19 protein-coding genes are annotated in these 15,292 nt (G+C 41.4%); 16 read left to right on the top strand and 3 right to left on the bottom strand.

Going from position 1 to position 15,292, the window contains the following annotated elements; all coding sequences use genetic code 11:
* Positions 1–83 precede the first annotated feature (83 nt).
* A complete protein-coding gene (locus tag ASD24_RS03830; protein WP_056691717.1) occupies positions 84–650 on the bottom strand; it encodes a cysteine hydrolase family protein in 567 nt (188 codons plus the stop codon).
* Between the two features lie 164 nt (positions 651–814).
* Between ASD24_RS03830 and ASD24_RS03825 the strand changes: the two genes are divergently transcribed.
* On the top strand, positions 815–1,342 hold the full coding sequence (locus tag ASD24_RS03825) for an RNA polymerase sigma factor (protein ID WP_056691714.1): 528 nt from the start codon (positions 815–817) through the stop codon (positions 1,340–1,342).
* On the top strand, positions 1,329–2,804 hold the full coding sequence (locus tag ASD24_RS03820) for a DUF4179 domain-containing protein (protein ID WP_056691711.1): 1,476 nt from the start codon (positions 1,329–1,331) through the stop codon (positions 2,802–2,804). The genes ASD24_RS03825 and ASD24_RS03820 overlap by 14 nt, the downstream gene beginning before the upstream one ends.
* A gap of 77 nt (positions 2,805–2,881) precedes the next feature.
* On the opposite strand, the gene ASD24_RS03815 is transcribed toward ASD24_RS03820, so the two are convergent.
* Positions 2,882–3,334 carry a hypothetical protein gene (locus ASD24_RS03815; protein ID WP_056691709.1) on the bottom strand — a complete coding sequence of 151 codons (453 nt, stop codon included), beginning with the start codon at positions 3,332–3,334 and terminating at the stop codon, positions 2,882–2,884.
* A 228-nt stretch (positions 3,335–3,562) separates the two neighbouring features.
* Between ASD24_RS03815 and ASD24_RS03805 the strand changes: the two genes are divergently transcribed.
* From ASD24_RS03805 to ASD24_RS03760, 10 genes are all read left to right on the top strand, one after another.
* Positions 3,563–4,459: a PhzF family phenazine biosynthesis isomerase gene (locus tag ASD24_RS03805; RefSeq protein ID WP_056691703.1), complete on the top strand. Its 897-nt coding sequence runs from the start codon at positions 3,563–3,565 to the stop codon at positions 4,457–4,459.
* A gap of 65 nt (positions 4,460–4,524) precedes the next feature.
* On the top strand, positions 4,525–5,517 hold the full coding sequence (locus ASD24_RS03800; protein WP_056691699.1) for a phosphotransferase enzyme family protein: 993 nt from the start codon (positions 4,525–4,527) through the stop codon (positions 5,515–5,517).
* Positions 5,518–5,537: 20 nt separating this feature from the next.
* The gene (locus ASD24_RS03795) at positions 5,538–6,002 is read left to right on the top strand and encodes a VOC family protein (RefSeq protein WP_056691696.1); all 465 of its coding nucleotides are present in this window, start codon (positions 5,538–5,540) and stop codon (positions 6,000–6,002) included.
* Positions 6,003–6,196: 194 nt separating this feature from the next.
* Entirely contained in the window at positions 6,197–6,346 is a 150-nt protein-coding gene (locus ASD24_RS30540) for a hypothetical protein (protein ID WP_162248919.1), read from the top strand.
* A 39-nt stretch (positions 6,347–6,385) separates the two neighbouring features.
* Positions 6,386–6,907, top strand: a complete 522-nt coding sequence (locus ASD24_RS03785) for a DNA topology modulation protein (RefSeq protein ID WP_056691691.1) — start codon at positions 6,386–6,388, stop codon at positions 6,905–6,907.
* A gap of 67 nt (positions 6,908–6,974) precedes the next feature.
* Complete coding sequence (locus ASD24_RS03780) at positions 6,975–7,448, top strand: NUDIX domain-containing protein (RefSeq protein ID WP_056691687.1); 474 nt, start codon at positions 6,975–6,977, stop codon at positions 7,446–7,448.
* Between the two features lie 66 nt (positions 7,449–7,514).
* Positions 7,515–7,955, top strand: a complete 441-nt coding sequence (gene aac(6'), locus ASD24_RS03775; RefSeq protein WP_056691683.1) for an aminoglycoside 6'-N-acetyltransferase — start codon at positions 7,515–7,517, stop codon at positions 7,953–7,955.
* A gap of 151 nt (positions 7,956–8,106) precedes the next feature.
* A complete protein-coding gene (locus tag ASD24_RS03770) occupies positions 8,107–8,373 on the top strand; it encodes an antibiotic biosynthesis monooxygenase (protein WP_327205222.1) in 267 nt (88 codons plus the stop codon).
* A gap of 254 nt (positions 8,374–8,627) precedes the next feature.
* Positions 8,628–9,815 carry an aminotransferase-like domain-containing protein gene (locus ASD24_RS03765; RefSeq protein WP_056691680.1) on the top strand — a complete coding sequence of 396 codons (1,188 nt, stop codon included), beginning with the start codon at positions 8,628–8,630 and terminating at the stop codon, positions 9,813–9,815.
* A gap of 259 nt (positions 9,816–10,074) precedes the next feature.
* A complete protein-coding gene (locus ASD24_RS03760) occupies positions 10,075–10,554 on the top strand; it encodes a GNAT family N-acetyltransferase (protein ID WP_056691677.1) in 480 nt (159 codons plus the stop codon).
* Positions 10,555–10,779: 225 nt separating this feature from the next.
* On the opposite strand, the gene ASD24_RS03755 is transcribed toward ASD24_RS03760, so the two are convergent.
* Positions 10,780–11,559: a DUF817 domain-containing protein gene (locus ASD24_RS03755; protein WP_056691674.1), complete on the bottom strand. Its 780-nt coding sequence runs from the start codon at positions 11,557–11,559 to the stop codon at positions 10,780–10,782.
* Positions 11,560–11,714: 155 nt separating this feature from the next.
* On the opposite strand from ASD24_RS03755, the gene ASD24_RS03750 reads away from it, so the two are divergent.
* The 4 genes from ASD24_RS03750 (at position 11,715) to ASD24_RS03735 (ending at position 15,006) form a co-directional block, all read left to right on the top strand.
* On the top strand, positions 11,715–12,083 hold the full coding sequence (locus tag ASD24_RS03750) for a hypothetical protein (protein ID WP_056691671.1): 369 nt from the start codon (positions 11,715–11,717) through the stop codon (positions 12,081–12,083).
* A gap of 19 nt (positions 12,084–12,102) precedes the next feature.
* On the top strand, positions 12,103–13,335 hold the full coding sequence (locus ASD24_RS03745; protein ID WP_056691668.1) for a sialidase family protein: 1,233 nt from the start codon (positions 12,103–12,105) through the stop codon (positions 13,333–13,335).
* Between the two features lie 173 nt (positions 13,336–13,508).
* The gene (locus ASD24_RS03740) at positions 13,509–14,180 is read left to right on the top strand and encodes a sensor histidine kinase (protein ID WP_235540326.1); all 672 of its coding nucleotides are present in this window, start codon (positions 13,509–13,511) and stop codon (positions 14,178–14,180) included.
* 169 nt (positions 14,181–14,349) lie between these two features.
* Positions 14,350–15,006: a response regulator gene (locus ASD24_RS03735; RefSeq protein ID WP_056691666.1), complete on the top strand. Its 657-nt coding sequence runs from the start codon at positions 14,350–14,352 to the stop codon at positions 15,004–15,006.
* Positions 15,007–15,292 lie beyond the last annotated feature (286 nt).

The raw sequence follows: 15,292 nt of genomic DNA, 5'->3' as shown, positions 1-15,292 counted from the left end.
GTTTTAAGCTGAAATATTACCCTTTTGTAAAGGATGTTGAATAGATCTTATATATTACTTTTGCATTCTATACAGAATATACTCTAACTAATTCCATTCATGCTGTCTAATAACTCATCTGTCGTTAGAATCGTGGCGAATTCATGATGTAGCGTTGCAAGCGAGATCTCATGAATTGTCTCCGCAGTATGATAGGTGCCATGTTGGTCATATAAACCAAATGCGGCTATTGCATCTGAAATAAGAGTTGTATTAAATCCTAAGTTACCGCTCATTCGAGTCGTTGTAGACACGCAATGAGGGGTGGTCAACCCTGTTATTACAACATGTGTGATATGATTTTGTCTCAGATGTTCTTCAAGAGGTGTGCCGATAAAACTACTATTCACCTTCTTCGTTAGAACAATTTCCCCTTCGCTCGGTGTAACAACTTCTTTAATACGGAATCCTTCATTTGTAGGATGAAATAGAGAATGAGGCTTATCGGACGTATGTTGGATATGTATGATGTGCCACCCTTTGTCTCTCCATGTCCCAAGTATTCTACTGATATTTTCTTCTGCTGATGGATTGTTCCTTTCACCCCACTTTGGATCATCAAAAGCCTTTTGAACATCGACTATAATTAGAGCTGTATTTTGATTCTCCAATGACAATTCCTCCAATCCTAATTTTGGGATTAAATCACTTTTATTCTAATCTGTGATTCTGTTTTGCGCAAACGCATTCGATAATAAATATCGGTACTTGTGAACCAAACAAGGTCTTCGATGATCTAATGAATAGATGAACCTAAGAGAAAGGGGAGCCATGTGTGGATTTATCTGAGAAAGTGACACTTGCAAGGCAAGGAGACCAAGAAGCTTTTGTATATGTAATACGAGCTGTTCAGCAAAGCTTATATGCCGTAGCCAGATCCATTGTGAAGAACAACGAAGACTGTGCTGATGCCATGCAGGAGACCATTGCCAAAGCGTATTCTAATGTACATACACTGAAGGAGCCTACGTATTTTAAAACATGGATTATACGTATTCTGATCAATGAATGTAATCGGATTATTAAGAAAAAGCAGCGAGTAAGCCCGGTTCCATACGATACGAGACAGATATCCTATACGGGAGATTATGAACAGATCGAATTGTTTGAAGTGATCGATCAGCTGGATGAACAGCTCCAGACTATCGTGATGTTATTTTACATTGAGGACATATCGGTCAAGGAAATAGCGAAATTACTTCACGTTTCCGATGGGACAGTTAAATCACGTTTGTATAGAGCCAGGCAGCAACTATCTGAGCTTGTACTAGGGAAAGGAGAGGACAAATATGAATCATCCTGATGCAGTTGATCGCGAACTCAAATCATTGTTGAAGTCCAAAGCAGAAGACGTGGCTATTCCTGAGCCAGTTCAAAATGCTGTCGAAAATGTATTATCTTCTCTACCTAAACAGAAGAGGAAGAAGAGATTTCCTAGTACCCGGTGGAGATGGTTAGCTGCGGCTGTTGTCTTTTTTGTTCTCCTCAGTGCAATTTCGGTTTCAACTGTGCCGATATTTTCTGAGATGCTCCGATCTTTATTCGCCAAAGATAATCCGGATATCGGACTGTTGAGAGCACAAGAGTTAGGATTAGTTCACAATCCTCATATTAAAGTAAAAGACAAAGGTTATACGCTCGTAATCAATGAAGCTGTGGCCGATCCGACACGGGTGACGATTGCTTTACAGCTATTTGATCCCAAAGGGAAGCATAATCGTGACAAATTGGTTATTGGCAATGAGAACCAAATTACGATTAAGGACAGTGAGGGAAATAAGGTAGACACCATGTACGATATGGGATACACGAATGATTTTTATTACTTAGTCGCCTTTTTCCGGGAGCCTTTACAGACAGACCGGATTACCATTGAAGGAAATGTTGAGAAACTAGGTCAGCGGAATGAAACACCCATTAAAGGGGATTGGAACTTTAGTTTCGATATGGATATGAAAGAGGCAAATAGCAAGACGACCATCGAAGAGTTGTCTGGAAGTTATACAACTCCACAGGGAATGACGGTGACGTTGAAGCGGCTGACGAGAATGGTACAGGGTGTGCGTCTAGAACTGGAGACAGAGCTTAGTGATGAAGCCATGGCTAGATCACCGGGAGATTTATGGGAAAACCAGATGCTGAGCTTCCATTTTGAGACGATGGATAAGGAAGAGATTCATGCTGTGAATCCGAGAAAACAGGGTTTTATGGATAGTTTGATGACATCTGATCATACGGTCATTGGTAATGGGAAAATGCATTGGAGTTACACATTCAAGTTCTTACCTGAAGAAGAACCTTACCGTTTTGTCTTAGATGCCTACTCCGTTGCAGAGTTGGATGGAAGCCAGATTACGTTCAAACCTGCTGAATTGGTAGAGCCAAAAGAGTATCAAGTATTGAATGATCACTTTGAGTTGAACGGGACAGCTCTTGAGGAATCCGATATGGAACAAGGCACAAATGAAATGGTCATTTCTTTCTATGCAGAGTTAGAAAATGAATTTGATTACAATGTATGGAAGGCAGTCGATGTATTAGGTAATGAGTACGAAGTAGACCGCCGCGGTGTATCGTTTTTAGTTAATACTTTGCCTGACAATTGGCGTGAAGGATTGATTAGTATGGGAGATCGTGGGATGAAGCAACCATATCATTTTGAAATTAAGGGATTGAGTCATATTCCTGAGCAGCTTACTCTCATTAGAGAAGTCGTTGATAAACGTTATCAAGACCCCAATTGGGCTGTTCTTCTCAATCCATAGAGCGAGAATGAAACGAACAGCCGAACACGCAGCATATGACTGGGACGTTCCTATTCTCGCCTTTCTCTATAGATTTTTTATGAAGTCCCTGCTTGAGCAGAGCCATTAAAGGATACAGGGCCAATAACTGTTACAGGGTCTTCTGATGTGCTTCCAACAAACATCGTATATCGAATTTGACCAGTTGCAACATTAATTGCCGGAGGGAAATCACCAGCAGCAAAACTAAATAATCTACTGCCAGGACCGGAGGATAAGTCGATTGTAGAATTGAAGATAATGATACCTGAACCGAAAGCTCCGGTACCTCCTCGGACAACATAAATATTGACTACGTTTGAAGCAGATCTAAAAACACCAACTGTTCCCCAGAGTTGAATGCGTACGTCACTTTGATTGGGAGTTCCTATAGCTGCAACCGTTTGAAGACCGATATCGCCTACTAACACAGGCGTTGTTGATAGTATTTCAGTACCAGAGCTAAAGGTGTTATGAAGGGACAATCGTGAATCTAGGAATTGAATCGGCATGTTTATCACCTCGCTTTCTATCTATTCACATTTTATGCAAGGAGCCATAGAATGCTTGGACAAGAATCAAAAGAGGCATTCCATCATACAGGAAGCTGGAGAAAGATTGGTACGTCAATTGGGAAAAAGTTCGCTCATGATATTGGTAGAAAAAGCACAGCTCAAGTATAATTATGGAATTCAAAGAACTTTTCATTAATCAAAGAAACTTTGAAAGTGGGAATAGTCATGCCTACAATACAAGTTCTACATTACGATGCATTCTCTTCAGAACCTAATATGGGAAACCCGGCGGGAGTTGTTTTGGATGCGGATCACTTGTCTGAAAAGGAAATGCAGTCCATTGCACGTTCTGTTGGATTTAACGAAACGGCATTTGTTCTAAGATCAAGACAAGCGGATTATAAACTACGATATTTTACACCAGGACACGAGATTAATTTATGTGGACATGCAACGATGGCTTCGATGTATTGTTTGAAGACACGAGGACATATTGAAGCATCCCAGAATGCTGTAACGATTGAAACGAATGTCGGAATCCTACCTATAACGTTTGATTACATCAATAATGAACTGATGGTAACGATGAAGCAGGATCATCCTCAATTTGTTCCATTCCAAGGGTCAGTTAAGAAGCTGGCACAGAGCATAGGTTTAACGGAAGAAGAGATTGATCCAACTATGCCCATCGTGTATGGAAGTACAGGAACATGGACGTTGTTGGTGCCTATTAGAAATTTAGAGAGCTTCAGTAGAATGAAGTCTAATAATGATATGTTCCCAGAGATCTTGGTCGAGAATCCAAGGTCTTCTGTGCATCCTTTTGGATTAGTAACAGTTAAGCAAGAGGCACTGATGCATGCTAGACACTTTTCTTCACCGTACTCAGGTACGATCGAAGATGCGATAACAGGAACTGCATCTGGCGTGATGGGAGCTTATTATTTGACATACCTTGATCAAGAAGCGACTAACATAGAATTCATCGTTGAACAGGGTACAGAAGTGCATAAAGATGGACAAGTGTTGGTAAATGTAAACCGTGAACAGGATCGTCTAGATGTGTACATCTCGGGAACAGGCGTCTATGTGCGTGAGCTTAACGTTGAATATAATAGTTAATTGATGGTTCTCTAAAATGCAATGCAGTTGGTTTGGAAAGCGACTCCTATTCAGAAGGACGTGACATGCATTTGGTTAATCAACACATTCTATCTCAAGCGGCAATAGCTTTTGGAATGAACCCTACTTCATTAGAGTTTGTCAGTAATTCAACAAATGAGGTCTATAAATATATTAAGGATAATCAGACTTACTATCTACGATTGTCCGAAAAATCCATTGAATACGAGATGAGCATACAGGCTGAGGTTCACTGGGTTCGTTTCTTGGCTATGAACGGTGTTCGTGTTTCTATACCCGTATCTACAATAGAAGGAAGCATGACGGCCGTTTGTAGTGATGATGAGAAATGTTATATTGCTACTGCGTTTGAGGGTGCTTCGGGTAAGTTCTTTGATTCAGATCCACAGGCTTGGGATTCACCCTTATTTAAACGATGGGGTGTGACAATGGGACGTATGCATAAGTTAACCAGCTCATTATACGAGCCTACGGATTCACAACATATGAGAGTGAAATGGAGTCCTCTTGAAATCAATAATCCTCATTTACATATAGGCAAATACGCTGTGCTTGTTAGTAAGCTTAGAGCAGTGGAGCAGGAATTGGTATTATTGCCTACAAACCCTGAAGCATATGGGCTAATACATTACGACTTTCATCCTTATAATTTTTTGATTGAACATGGTGAAATCACCGTATTTGATTTTGATGATTCATTGTATGGTTGGTACGCTATGGATATTGGGGTAGCAGCTACACATGCTGTATGGTGGGGCTCAGATCATCTGAAGTGGTGTTCCAAAAACGAATTCTCCAAGTATTTCTTAACATCGTATCTAGAAGGTTATCTGGAGGAAATTCATCTTGATTACGAATGGATCAAAAGAATTCCTTTATTCATGGAATATAGAAATATCAGCTCTTTCTTTTGGTGGCTGAAGGATTGGGATGGGGATAAAGGAAAACTAACGGAGTCTCAGAAGAATGCCATTACTGACGCAGTTGCGCTAATTCAGGCGAATAAAGCATTTGATGGATGCGATTTGCAGTTATAACGTTGAAGGAGTTGAGTTGAATGATTCTAGGTCTGTATGAAGCTCATTTACCCATAAGTAACAAAAATAGATCAATCGATTTTTATTCAAAACTAGGACTGGAGCTTGCTTGGGAAGATGAAGACACGGCCTTCTTCTGGATTGAGAAAGAGAAGAGCTGGCTAGGTCTTTGGGAAGGGGCGGAACATCGGCTGCCATATCATCCTTCCATAAGACATATTGCATTTAGAGTAAGTTATAAGGAATTGAAACATAGTATGGATTGGCTAAAAACGATTGGTGTTGAACCCGTTCCTTTTGGGAGAAGAAGTTCAGTTGAACCTTTTGTACGTGCAAACCAAGGGAATGCCTCCGTATACTTTAACGATCCAGATGGGAATAGTTTGGAGTTGATGTGTTTTGTTTCTGTACCTGAAAAGTTCAAATCAATAACAGATAAATTGTCATTTGAAGAATGGGAGAATTTAATTAAGGAGGAGGGCTGAGGCTATATATGATGTATGAAACACTTCCAGCTTGGATATCAATGATGTTTTGGTTGTTCTTCCTCCTGACACTTGCTAGTGGAATTTTAAGCGTAATTCGTAGGAAGCTGGTTATTTTATCTCTATTAACAATTGGTCTATCCTTAATTGTGCCACTAACTCTTTTCATCAATAGTGTAGGGAGAAACGATGGTATGAACGAATGGGAATTTCTAATTGCTCAAGTATCCCAAGGTTCAACTTGGGCTGTCTTTGTCGTTGGAGGAACGATATTGTTGTTGATCTGGTGGCCGGTATTTATCCTGAGAAAAAAGCCTATACGTCAAAATAATATAGCCCAATAAGTATGAGTTTCAAAACTCTGATGATATAAGGAGAACAAAATGAATCGAATTTTGGTGATTGGATCAGGTGGATCTGGCAAATCAACGCTTTCCCAAAAGCTAAGTAACATTCTTAATCTGCCTGTTATTCATTTAGATGCTTACTTCTGGAATCCAAACTGGGTTCCTAAACCGAATGATGAGTGGGATCAGATGATTGATAAGTTTACTAATCAAGATCAATGGATTATGGACGGCAACTATTCAAGAACAATGAATACTAGGATCGAGAGAGCGGATGTCATTATCTTTTTGGATATGCCCAGGCTCTTATGCTGCTATCGGATCATCAAACGGCGTTTCATGTACCATAACAAGAGTAGACCCGATATGAATGAAGGGTGTAATGAAAAGTTAGATTGGGAATTCGTGAAATGGGTGTGGAATTATAAGAAAAGAAGTGGAATGAACGTTCTGAAGAAGCTCGAACACATACAGCGAGATAAACAAGTCATCATTTTAAATACTAGAAAACAAGTAGATGAATTTATAAGCAGAATAGAAAATAATAGAAGCCTTTAATGATGAAGCAATTATTCGGTATATCGACTATGGAGAAACAGAAATAAACATAAGGAAGAAGGATAGCATGAGCTATTGGTATGATATTAATGAGATTAATCATGATGAAATACAGTTTGCCATTATGCTCACAACCTTTAACGATAAGTTCATTATTATCCATAACAGCAAACGGGGAGGTTGGGAGATCCCAGGGGGCAATAGGGAACCAGGAGAAACGATGTTAGAAACTGCAAGTCGAGAGTTGTATGAGGAGACAGGAGCGGTTGAATTCGAACTCACTCCCTACGGTATTTATAAATGGAACGGGAGTTTGGGCATGGTTTTTCACGCTAAGGTAGAGGTGTTAGACGAATTGCCTGATTCGGAGATTGCGGAGATCAAATTCGAAGATAATTTACCCGCAGGAATGAACTTTGGAGATATGTTCTATCTGTTCTCAGAGAAATGGGATGAATGTGCAGATAAGCAAATGAAAAAATACACGGTAACGATCAAAAATTCGAGTTTACCCCGTGTGATAACAATTGCTGCGAGTTAAGGACAAATCATATGTAACAAGGCTTACATTGACGAGAAACTAATTTTAAGCAGAGGAAGTGCATGGATGGAGATTGTACAGGCAGATGAGACAACCCTAGATGAAGTGACACAATTAGCCTTAAAATTATGGCCCGAAAATTCGTGGCAACACCTCAGAGCTGACTTTGAAGATGTATTACAATCAGAGAAAGACAGACTCTATCTAGCCAAATCTCAACAAAGTTACGTTGGATTTATTCACTTATCGATAAGAACTGATTATGTTGAAGGATCCAATTCATCGCCTGTTGGTTATGTTGAGGGCATATACGTCGAGCAAGAGTGCAGGAATCAAGGTATTTCAAAACGATTAGTTGAAGCAGGAGAGAAATGGGCGAAGTCTGTAGGTTGTACCCAAATTGCATCAGATACGGAGCTTACGAACCATTCAAGCCAAGCATTTCATGCGAAGATTGGATTCATAGAAGCGAATCGAATTGTTGCTTTTATTAAAGACTTGAAGTGAGTAACCTGAAATCAGCTTAAGCTTCACATCGATTATCATTGATAATCATTTTCAATTGAATTAGAATAGAAGTTGAGGGTATCCAAGCAAGAAGAGCAAGGTAACATGGATACCTCATTTATTTCAATAATCTGAAACGATCTAGGAGGTAATGATGTTAATCCAAACTCGAAGCATGATTATACAAAAAGGGTATAGTGATCAGGTCGTAGAACGATGGAGTGGTCCTTCTCCGATTATGGAAATGCCAGGTCTTATTGATTTCAGTGTCATGGTCAACAAGCGAAACAAAGAGCAAGAAGAAGTTCTTGTCATCATTCGCTGGGAATCAGAAGAAGCGTGGAAAAACTGGGAGAAAGCGATGTACATATCAAAGGCCACCGTGAGAAAAAATCGCAAGAGAAGCCAGACTATCTGATCAGTATGACTGTTAACATGTATGAGGTACAGACAGTGAAGTCAGGCAGCGGTTCTTTCAGTAATTCATAATACTCTAAGCACGACTGACCATAAGCCGGTTAGTCGTGTTTCTTTTATTTTATGGATGAACGGATGAATTCACTTATGATACAATCAACGAATGTAAGTCGTACAAGCAATGCGAGACAAAAGAGGTTAAGCATAAACACAAACACCAATAGATGTACCGACAAATAGGGAGGCATTATTACGATGGACTACTCATTTTCTAACAGGATTGCTGCATTACAGCCATCCATCATTCGCGAAATTTTAAAAGCAACTTCAGGTCAGAACGTTATCCCGTTCTCGGCAGGTAATCCTGCACCAGAGACGTTTCCGATTGAGGCGATCCGTACGTTCACACAATCCATACTGGAACATGATCCGGTGACGGCTCTTCAATACGGAATTACAGAAGGGTATGCCCCGCTAAGACAAGCACTAACGACACATTTGAATACAGGCTTCAATACAGGCCAAGAATCGGATGAATTGTTCATCGTATCTGGAGCGCAGCAGGGCATCGAGCTTGCTTGTAAAGTATTCTGTAATGAGGGTGACACTATAATCTGTGAGAGCCCAAGCTTCATCGGTTCCTTGAATACGTTTCGAGCAGCGGGGGCTAAGTTAGTTGGTGTGCCTATGGAGACTGACGGGATGGATATTGAGAAGCTAGAGCATGCTTTGCAAACAGAGCAGAACGTGAAGCTAATTTACGTGATCCCAAGCTTCCAGAATCCAACGGGTATTACGACAAGTGAAGAGAAGCGTAAGGCAATCTATGATTTGGCGAAAAAGTATGGTGTCATGATTCTTGAAGATAATCCGTACGGTGAACTTCGATTCAAGGGACAAGATGTTCCCACCATTAAATCGATGGATGATGAAGGTCTTGTCATTTATGTAGGTTCCTTCTCCAAAATTCTATCTGCGGGTCTGCGTGTGGGTTACGTGCTTGCACCGTATGAGGTTGTTCAGAAGATGGTTGTGGCTAAGCAAGGTGAGGATGTACATACCGCTATGCTTCCACAGATTTTGGCGTACAAGTTCATGGCAGAGTATGACTACGATAGTCATATCGATAGCATTCGAACCATCTACCATAGAAAATCAGCGTTAATGATTGAACAGTTGAATCAGCATATGGGCGACCGTATTACCTTCACTCAACCCGAAGGAGGACTGTTCCTCTGGTGTGATCTACCACATCAAGTTCCGATGCTCGAATATGCCAAGACTGCTGCTGCTCAAGGTGTTGCGGTCGTTCCTGGTACAGCTTTCCTCGTGGATGAGAGTGAGCCGTGTAATGCCATTAGGCTGAATTTCTCAACGCCATCGGATGAGCAGATTGTAAAAGGGATTCAAATTTTGGGTCAGGTGTTAGACTCCTATAAGTAAGGACAATATAATATGGATTCAACGAGTACTCGTATTACCGAATAGCTTGGAGAACCGCCAACCTGGCGGTTTTTTTATTCAACGTTCTAGCAATAGCTCTCTATTCGGCGAGTAATCTCGATAATACCTTGAACCTAATCCATGGATGTCTTATCAAAAGATTCTATAGATGAAGCAATTGACGCTCAGGGTGGTTCATGATAATTTAGATTAATCACAAAATAATCCAATAAATCCAATGAGATAAAGGGGGATTCGCATGTCGTCGACAATCGTGCTTGCTGCCGCCGAAGATGTAAGAAGTGAGGATTCAGTACAATTAATGAAGGAGCTGAGCGAGGAGCTCGGATTGTTGTACGGAGGTGACGGGACGGCAGGATTCCAACTCTCTGACGTGGAGGTTCCGCGATCAGCGTTTATTGTAGCTCGGTTAGACGGATATCCTGTTGGCTGTGGAGCCATTAGACCCCTCGATGAAAATTCCGTGGAAGTGAAGCGCATGTATACACGCTCTGACTATAGGCGTAAAGGCGTTGCTCAAGCAATTTTGGCTGAGGCTGAACGTCTTGCTATCCATTTTGCCTATCGTAATTTGAAGCTACAGACAGGTCCGCTGCAACCAGAAGCGGCTGCATTATACGAACGAAGGGGATATTATCGGATTCCTATTTTTCACGGAGACTGGGATCAAGTGTTGGCTTATCAGAAAGACTTAGTTCAACAACCAGCAAGCCTCTGAAACATTATCTATGATTAAGCGAACAACGCTCAACAACACGTAACTAAATGTCAAAAGTAATGATGTACTATACCCAGCAACAAACTAACGGTAAACAGTGCTATTTCTAAATTTAGTATAGTTAAGTAAAACTCCCCACTCGGCCAAATCTTCCTAAAGAGTGGGGAGTTTTCTGTTTAATGTACTACATCAGTCTACAATGATCCTAATAACCTATACCTAAATTTAATTATGAATGTTTCGCGTTCGATTGGCTTTCACATATTTGAGCTGTGCAACGATGATGACACTAATAATAACAAGGAGGAACCAGGAGCTGATCTTACTGAAGCTCACGAGTTGCCACGCTTCATGCTGATCAGGGTATTTCCAACCATTAAAGAATGTAGCGATGTTCTCAGCAGTCCAGATGAAGAATCCAACAATGATAAAAGCGAGCGATAGAGGCATTCGATAGGTTGTAGAACGTACACGGTAGATAATCCATGTTTTCCAGAAGACAACAAACACAAGTGCTGTGAGCCACCAACGGAAGTCAGGAATAAAGTGATGTGTGAAAAAGTTGAGGTAGATTGCCGCTCCGAGCAATACGGAGGATATTCCGCCTGGCCAGCCCGTCATATCCATCCGAAGTCTACGCCACACTTGGCACATAAAGCTAGCTACACTTGCATACATAAACCCACTGTATAGTGGAACACCCAATAGTTTAGTATATCCAGGTTCAGGGTACGACCATGAGCCCATCCATACTTTATATATCTCAAGTACCAAGCCAATCAAGTGAAATACACAGATGACCTTGATTTCATCAAGCGTTTCTAGGCCACTGCGGTACATCAGATATTGCACGATAAGAAGTATGATTAAGATGGCATCATAACGATGAAAAAAAGGCACTGCAATGACACTCGTAAGCGCTAATGTCCCAAAAATAATAACCGGGAAAATACAACTCATCGCCTGATGATAGCCAAAATGTAATAACTGTATGATGGATTTCATGTATCGTTTTACTCCTCCAAAAGGGCTGCTGATCTTAGAGAGATCGGTGGCTTTTTTTGATCTTTAGTTGAATGCCGTTCCGTTGAAAGTAGGACAACATATTATACGATAAATCCCCTTAAATAGAACGTTGCAGGAGAAGGGAGTGAATACTTGTGCCTTTTAGCACGGGTCTTATCTATAACCCCATTACGGGAACAACGCAATCTACCCAGGTTATCGTGACTTGCCTTAATGACTCTCTTAACGCTGCTGTCAATGTTGAGCTTGAAGTCTTCCGCTGGGACTCTACACAAACCGTACGTATCCCGGTGGGTCATGATTTATTTCAGCTGGCTCCCCAAGCGGGCAGAACTTTTGTATATCCACTTATCAATGCATCCTTTTATGAAGTACAAAGTGATTATTTCAGTGCCACAAGTACGATGATTAACGTGTATGGCGTCGATTCAACGGGTCAGCTTATCCAGCGAATTCTCCAATCGGAGATGTCATTAATAGACCGATTTACCAATATTCCTTAGAAGAAATGAGGTGATAGGAATGGTTGTAGTTAATATTACTGGAGCATTGGCAGGGAATCAATTCGAACCTTCGATTGCGGTTAATACGCTTAATCCCAGTATTATGTGTGTGGTTGCTGTAGATACAAGCACCGGCCCCACATTAACAGGTCTTTATCGCTCAATCGATGGCGGTAGCACGTGGTCAACAACGGTATTACCCAATCCTCCGGGATATTCGGGTGCCGAGGCACCGACGATTGACTATACATTTCCAAGCACTTTTATTGTGACAGTCCACGTATTTAACGGTATTAATGATGGTACGATTGTCAGTTATACCTCATTTGATGATGGATTAAGCTGGCAACCACCGGTTATCGTTCAAGCAGGATATGGCACGGTAATTCATAATGATGAGCCGTTTATTGCAGTTGATCGTTCACCCGGCAGCCCGTATAGAGGTAATGCCTATGTCGGATATACGCCCCTCGCCACAACGTCTTCATCCATATTTACTCAGCGGTCGCTTGATCAAGGGTTGACGTGGGAAGGCCCTGACCGACAATCTAATCCAAGGGGAATACATGACCGGGCAGCACTAGCTGTAGGCTTCTCTGGAGAGGTGTATGCAGGGTACATTATTACCGGGCCGGCGAGCCCCTCTGCACTGTTACGCATATCTTATGATGGCGGGATCAACTATCAACCGCCGGTCGAGAGACAGGCTACATTTATCTCTTCTGTTGTACCTGCTCCTTCACCGTTGCCTGTGCCCAATTATCAATTTCGAGTACAGACCAATTTATGCCTTGGAGCTGATATCTCTATTAGCCCCTTTAGCGGAACGGTATATGCTGTTTGGAATGATGCACGTAATGGATACACCGATGTGCTACTTTCTCGTTCACCAGATGGCTTGCTCTGGTTTGACCCAGTCAGCATTACGGCTGCACCTCCAGGAACGCAAAATTTCTTTCCGTTTATTACTGTCTCACCATTCGCTGGCACGATAAGGGTTATCTATTACTCCAACCGGATCGATGGATTTCTGCTGGATGTTTTTGTTGCAGAGTCGTTTGATGGAGGAGCTACCTTCACCAATCGCCGACTGACCACAACTTCGTTTAATCCAAACGGAATCTCGCCGGTACCGACAGTACTGATCGGGGATTATATCACAGCACAAACATCTGCTCCGGATAATCTTGCTGCGGTGTGGATGGCAACAACGCCTCCTACTGGTAAATTAGATGTCTATTTCGGAACGTAAAGTCTATGATCGTTCAAACAATGTTTACAATTAAAAGTTAAATCACCTATGGTATGGCTCTAAGGGGTCATGCCTTTTGCATGCGTACAACGTATGCTGTTTAGAGTTAGGTATAGCTATGCAAATCAATTGATGCGCTACATCGTATGATTCGGAATCCCAGGAGGGAAAGCATGTCTTATAAACAGATCAAGTGGATGATCTTGCTCATCCCAACCTTAACTGTTGGTGTATGGGAGTACGTACGCCACCAATTTCTTTTACCCTATATCTCTATGGATCTCGGTAATTGGCTTACGCCTGTCATGGTTTATGTTGTAAGTATTACGCTCGTCACGAAGCTATTTCGCAATATGGAACGTATCCAAAAGGAATTGGAGCAGGAACGAGCGGCTAAAGCCGTGCTGGAATCTCGTGAGAAATTAGCGAAGGAGCTGCATGATGGCATTGCACAATCTCTCTTTTTACTATCCGTACAAGTAGAACGTCTGGAATCCAAGCGTAAACAAGAGAAACACCTGGAAGAAGTATATGCAATTCGGAAAACCGTTCATGAAGTGAATCGATATGTGCGCCAATCGATAGCTAATCTCAGATATGACTCTCAGAGCCAGTCAGTATCACCCACGCTGGATTCTGTCTCACTCCGTAACCAAATTGGAAGAATGATCAGAGATACTCCAATCCTCATTAATCTGGAATGGGACATTAAGGATGAAGACTTTACCGCCAAAGAAAAGATTGAGCTTCTCGCGTGTATGCGCGAGGCTGTAGTAAATATTCAGAAGCATGCCAAAGCATCCGAAGGCTGGATTATGGGTGAGAATAAAATGGATATCGATTAATAACGATTAAAGATAATGGTAGAGGCTTTGCCGGCGATCCGTTTGCAATGAAAGATAGATATGGACTACATATTATGAAAGAGAGGCTGAAAACGATGAACTGGAATTTGAAGTTATATCGAGAACAGGAGTACACGGTTGTACAATTTAGCCAAGATGGTGAACATGTATGAGTCATATTCGGGTGCTTGTTGTTGATGATCATGTGCATGCCAGAGAAGCGATCTGTGATATTTTATCCATGGATGCGTCTCTTGAAGTGATTGGGGTTGTGACTGACGGCCAGCAGGCCATTGATTTTACAGAGCAGTGGCTTCCTGATCTCATTCTAATGGACATTCAGATGCCAATAATGAACGGATTGGAAGCGACTAAGCGGATTAAACTGATGTTCCCTTATGTGAAAATCGTGATGATTACCGTCTCGGATGATGTATTTCATTTGCTGGAAGCACTAAAGTGTGGGGCACAGGGCTATTTGTTGAAGAACCTAGAACCCTCCATGTGGTTAGAATATCTCCATTCCATCGTTACAGAAGAGGCGACCTTGAGCCGTGAGGTGGCTTATCAGATCTTAAAGGACGTATCCTTAACGGAGAAAAAAGAGCCGGATGTGCCTCTGACTATTAGAGAAAAGGACATTTTATATGGAGTAGCTGCAGGATGGACGAACAAAGAAATCGCGCAGAAATATAACATTTCTGAATATACGGTTAAGAATCATTTGAAGAATATTCTACAGAAGTTACAGGTGCAAAACCGAGTTCAACTCACTCGTTATGCATTGGAGCAAGGGCTTATTACGGATACTCATTATTCCGAATAAGCTTTTTTTCTTGTTCTCAGAAGGATTGGAAAAGTGAAGAGAGACAACATCATTCTCATGTATCTCACAATTTAGCCACAAACAATCCGGCTTTATAGCTATGTTGAGCTATATGGAAACATTAGGTTTTTATGTACACTATGAGCAGTATTGTGTTAAGGCTAGTGAAGGATGGAGGAATGAAATTGAAGACCGAATGTAAAGCTCTACATTTTTTTGAATGGAATGAACACAGCATGTCTACTTATGTTATCGGAGAAGGTTCGCCTAGCTATAGGGCAATTCA

Source organism: Paenibacillus sp. Root52 (assembly GCF_001426865.1).
In the GTDB taxonomy this organism is placed as follows: domain Bacteria; phylum Bacillota; class Bacilli; order Paenibacillales; family Paenibacillaceae; genus Paenibacillus.
This window is presented reverse-complemented; position numbering and strand designations above follow the sequence as displayed.

Coding starts and splice junctions, on each gene's coding strand:
- ASD24_RS03780 (WP_056691687.1), top strand. CDS start 6,975: ATGAGCTATTGGTATGATATTAATGAGATTAATCATGATGAAATACAG.
- ASD24_RS03740 (WP_235540326.1), top strand. CDS start 13,509: ATGTCTTATAAACAGATCAAGTGGATGATCTTGCTCATCCCAACCTTA.
- ASD24_RS03805 (WP_056691703.1), top strand. CDS start 3,563: ATGCCTACAATACAAGTTCTACATTACGATGCATTCTCTTCAGAACCT.
- ASD24_RS03735 (WP_056691666.1), top strand. CDS start 14,350: ATGAGTCATATTCGGGTGCTTGTTGTTGATGATCATGTGCATGCCAGA.
- ASD24_RS03820 (WP_056691711.1), top strand. CDS start 1,329: ATGAATCATCCTGATGCAGTTGATCGCGAACTCAAATCATTGTTGAAG.
- ASD24_RS03760 (WP_056691677.1), top strand. CDS start 10,075: ATGTCGTCGACAATCGTGCTTGCTGCCGCCGAAGATGTAAGAAGTGAG.
- ASD24_RS03755 (WP_056691674.1), bottom strand. CDS start 11,559: ATGAAATCCATCATACAGTTATTACATTTTGGCTATCATCAGGCGATG.
- ASD24_RS03785 (WP_056691691.1), top strand. CDS start 6,386: ATGAATCGAATTTTGGTGATTGGATCAGGTGGATCTGGCAAATCAACG.
- ASD24_RS30540 (WP_162248919.1), top strand. CDS start 6,197: ATGAACGAATGGGAATTTCTAATTGCTCAAGTATCCCAAGGTTCAACT.
- ASD24_RS03795 (WP_056691696.1), top strand. CDS start 5,538: ATGATTCTAGGTCTGTATGAAGCTCATTTACCCATAAGTAACAAAAAT.
- ASD24_RS03815 (WP_056691709.1), bottom strand. CDS start 3,334: ATGCCGATTCAATTCCTAGATTCACGATTGTCCCTTCATAACACCTTT.
- ASD24_RS03765 (WP_056691680.1), top strand. CDS start 8,628: ATGGACTACTCATTTTCTAACAGGATTGCTGCATTACAGCCATCCATC.
- ASD24_RS03745 (WP_056691668.1), top strand. CDS start 12,103: ATGGTTGTAGTTAATATTACTGGAGCATTGGCAGGGAATCAATTCGAA.
- ASD24_RS03800 (WP_056691699.1), top strand. CDS start 4,525: ATGCATTTGGTTAATCAACACATTCTATCTCAAGCGGCAATAGCTTTT.
- ASD24_RS03770 (WP_327205222.1), top strand. CDS start 8,107: ATGATGTTAATCCAAACTCGAAGCATGATTATACAAAAAGGGTATAGT.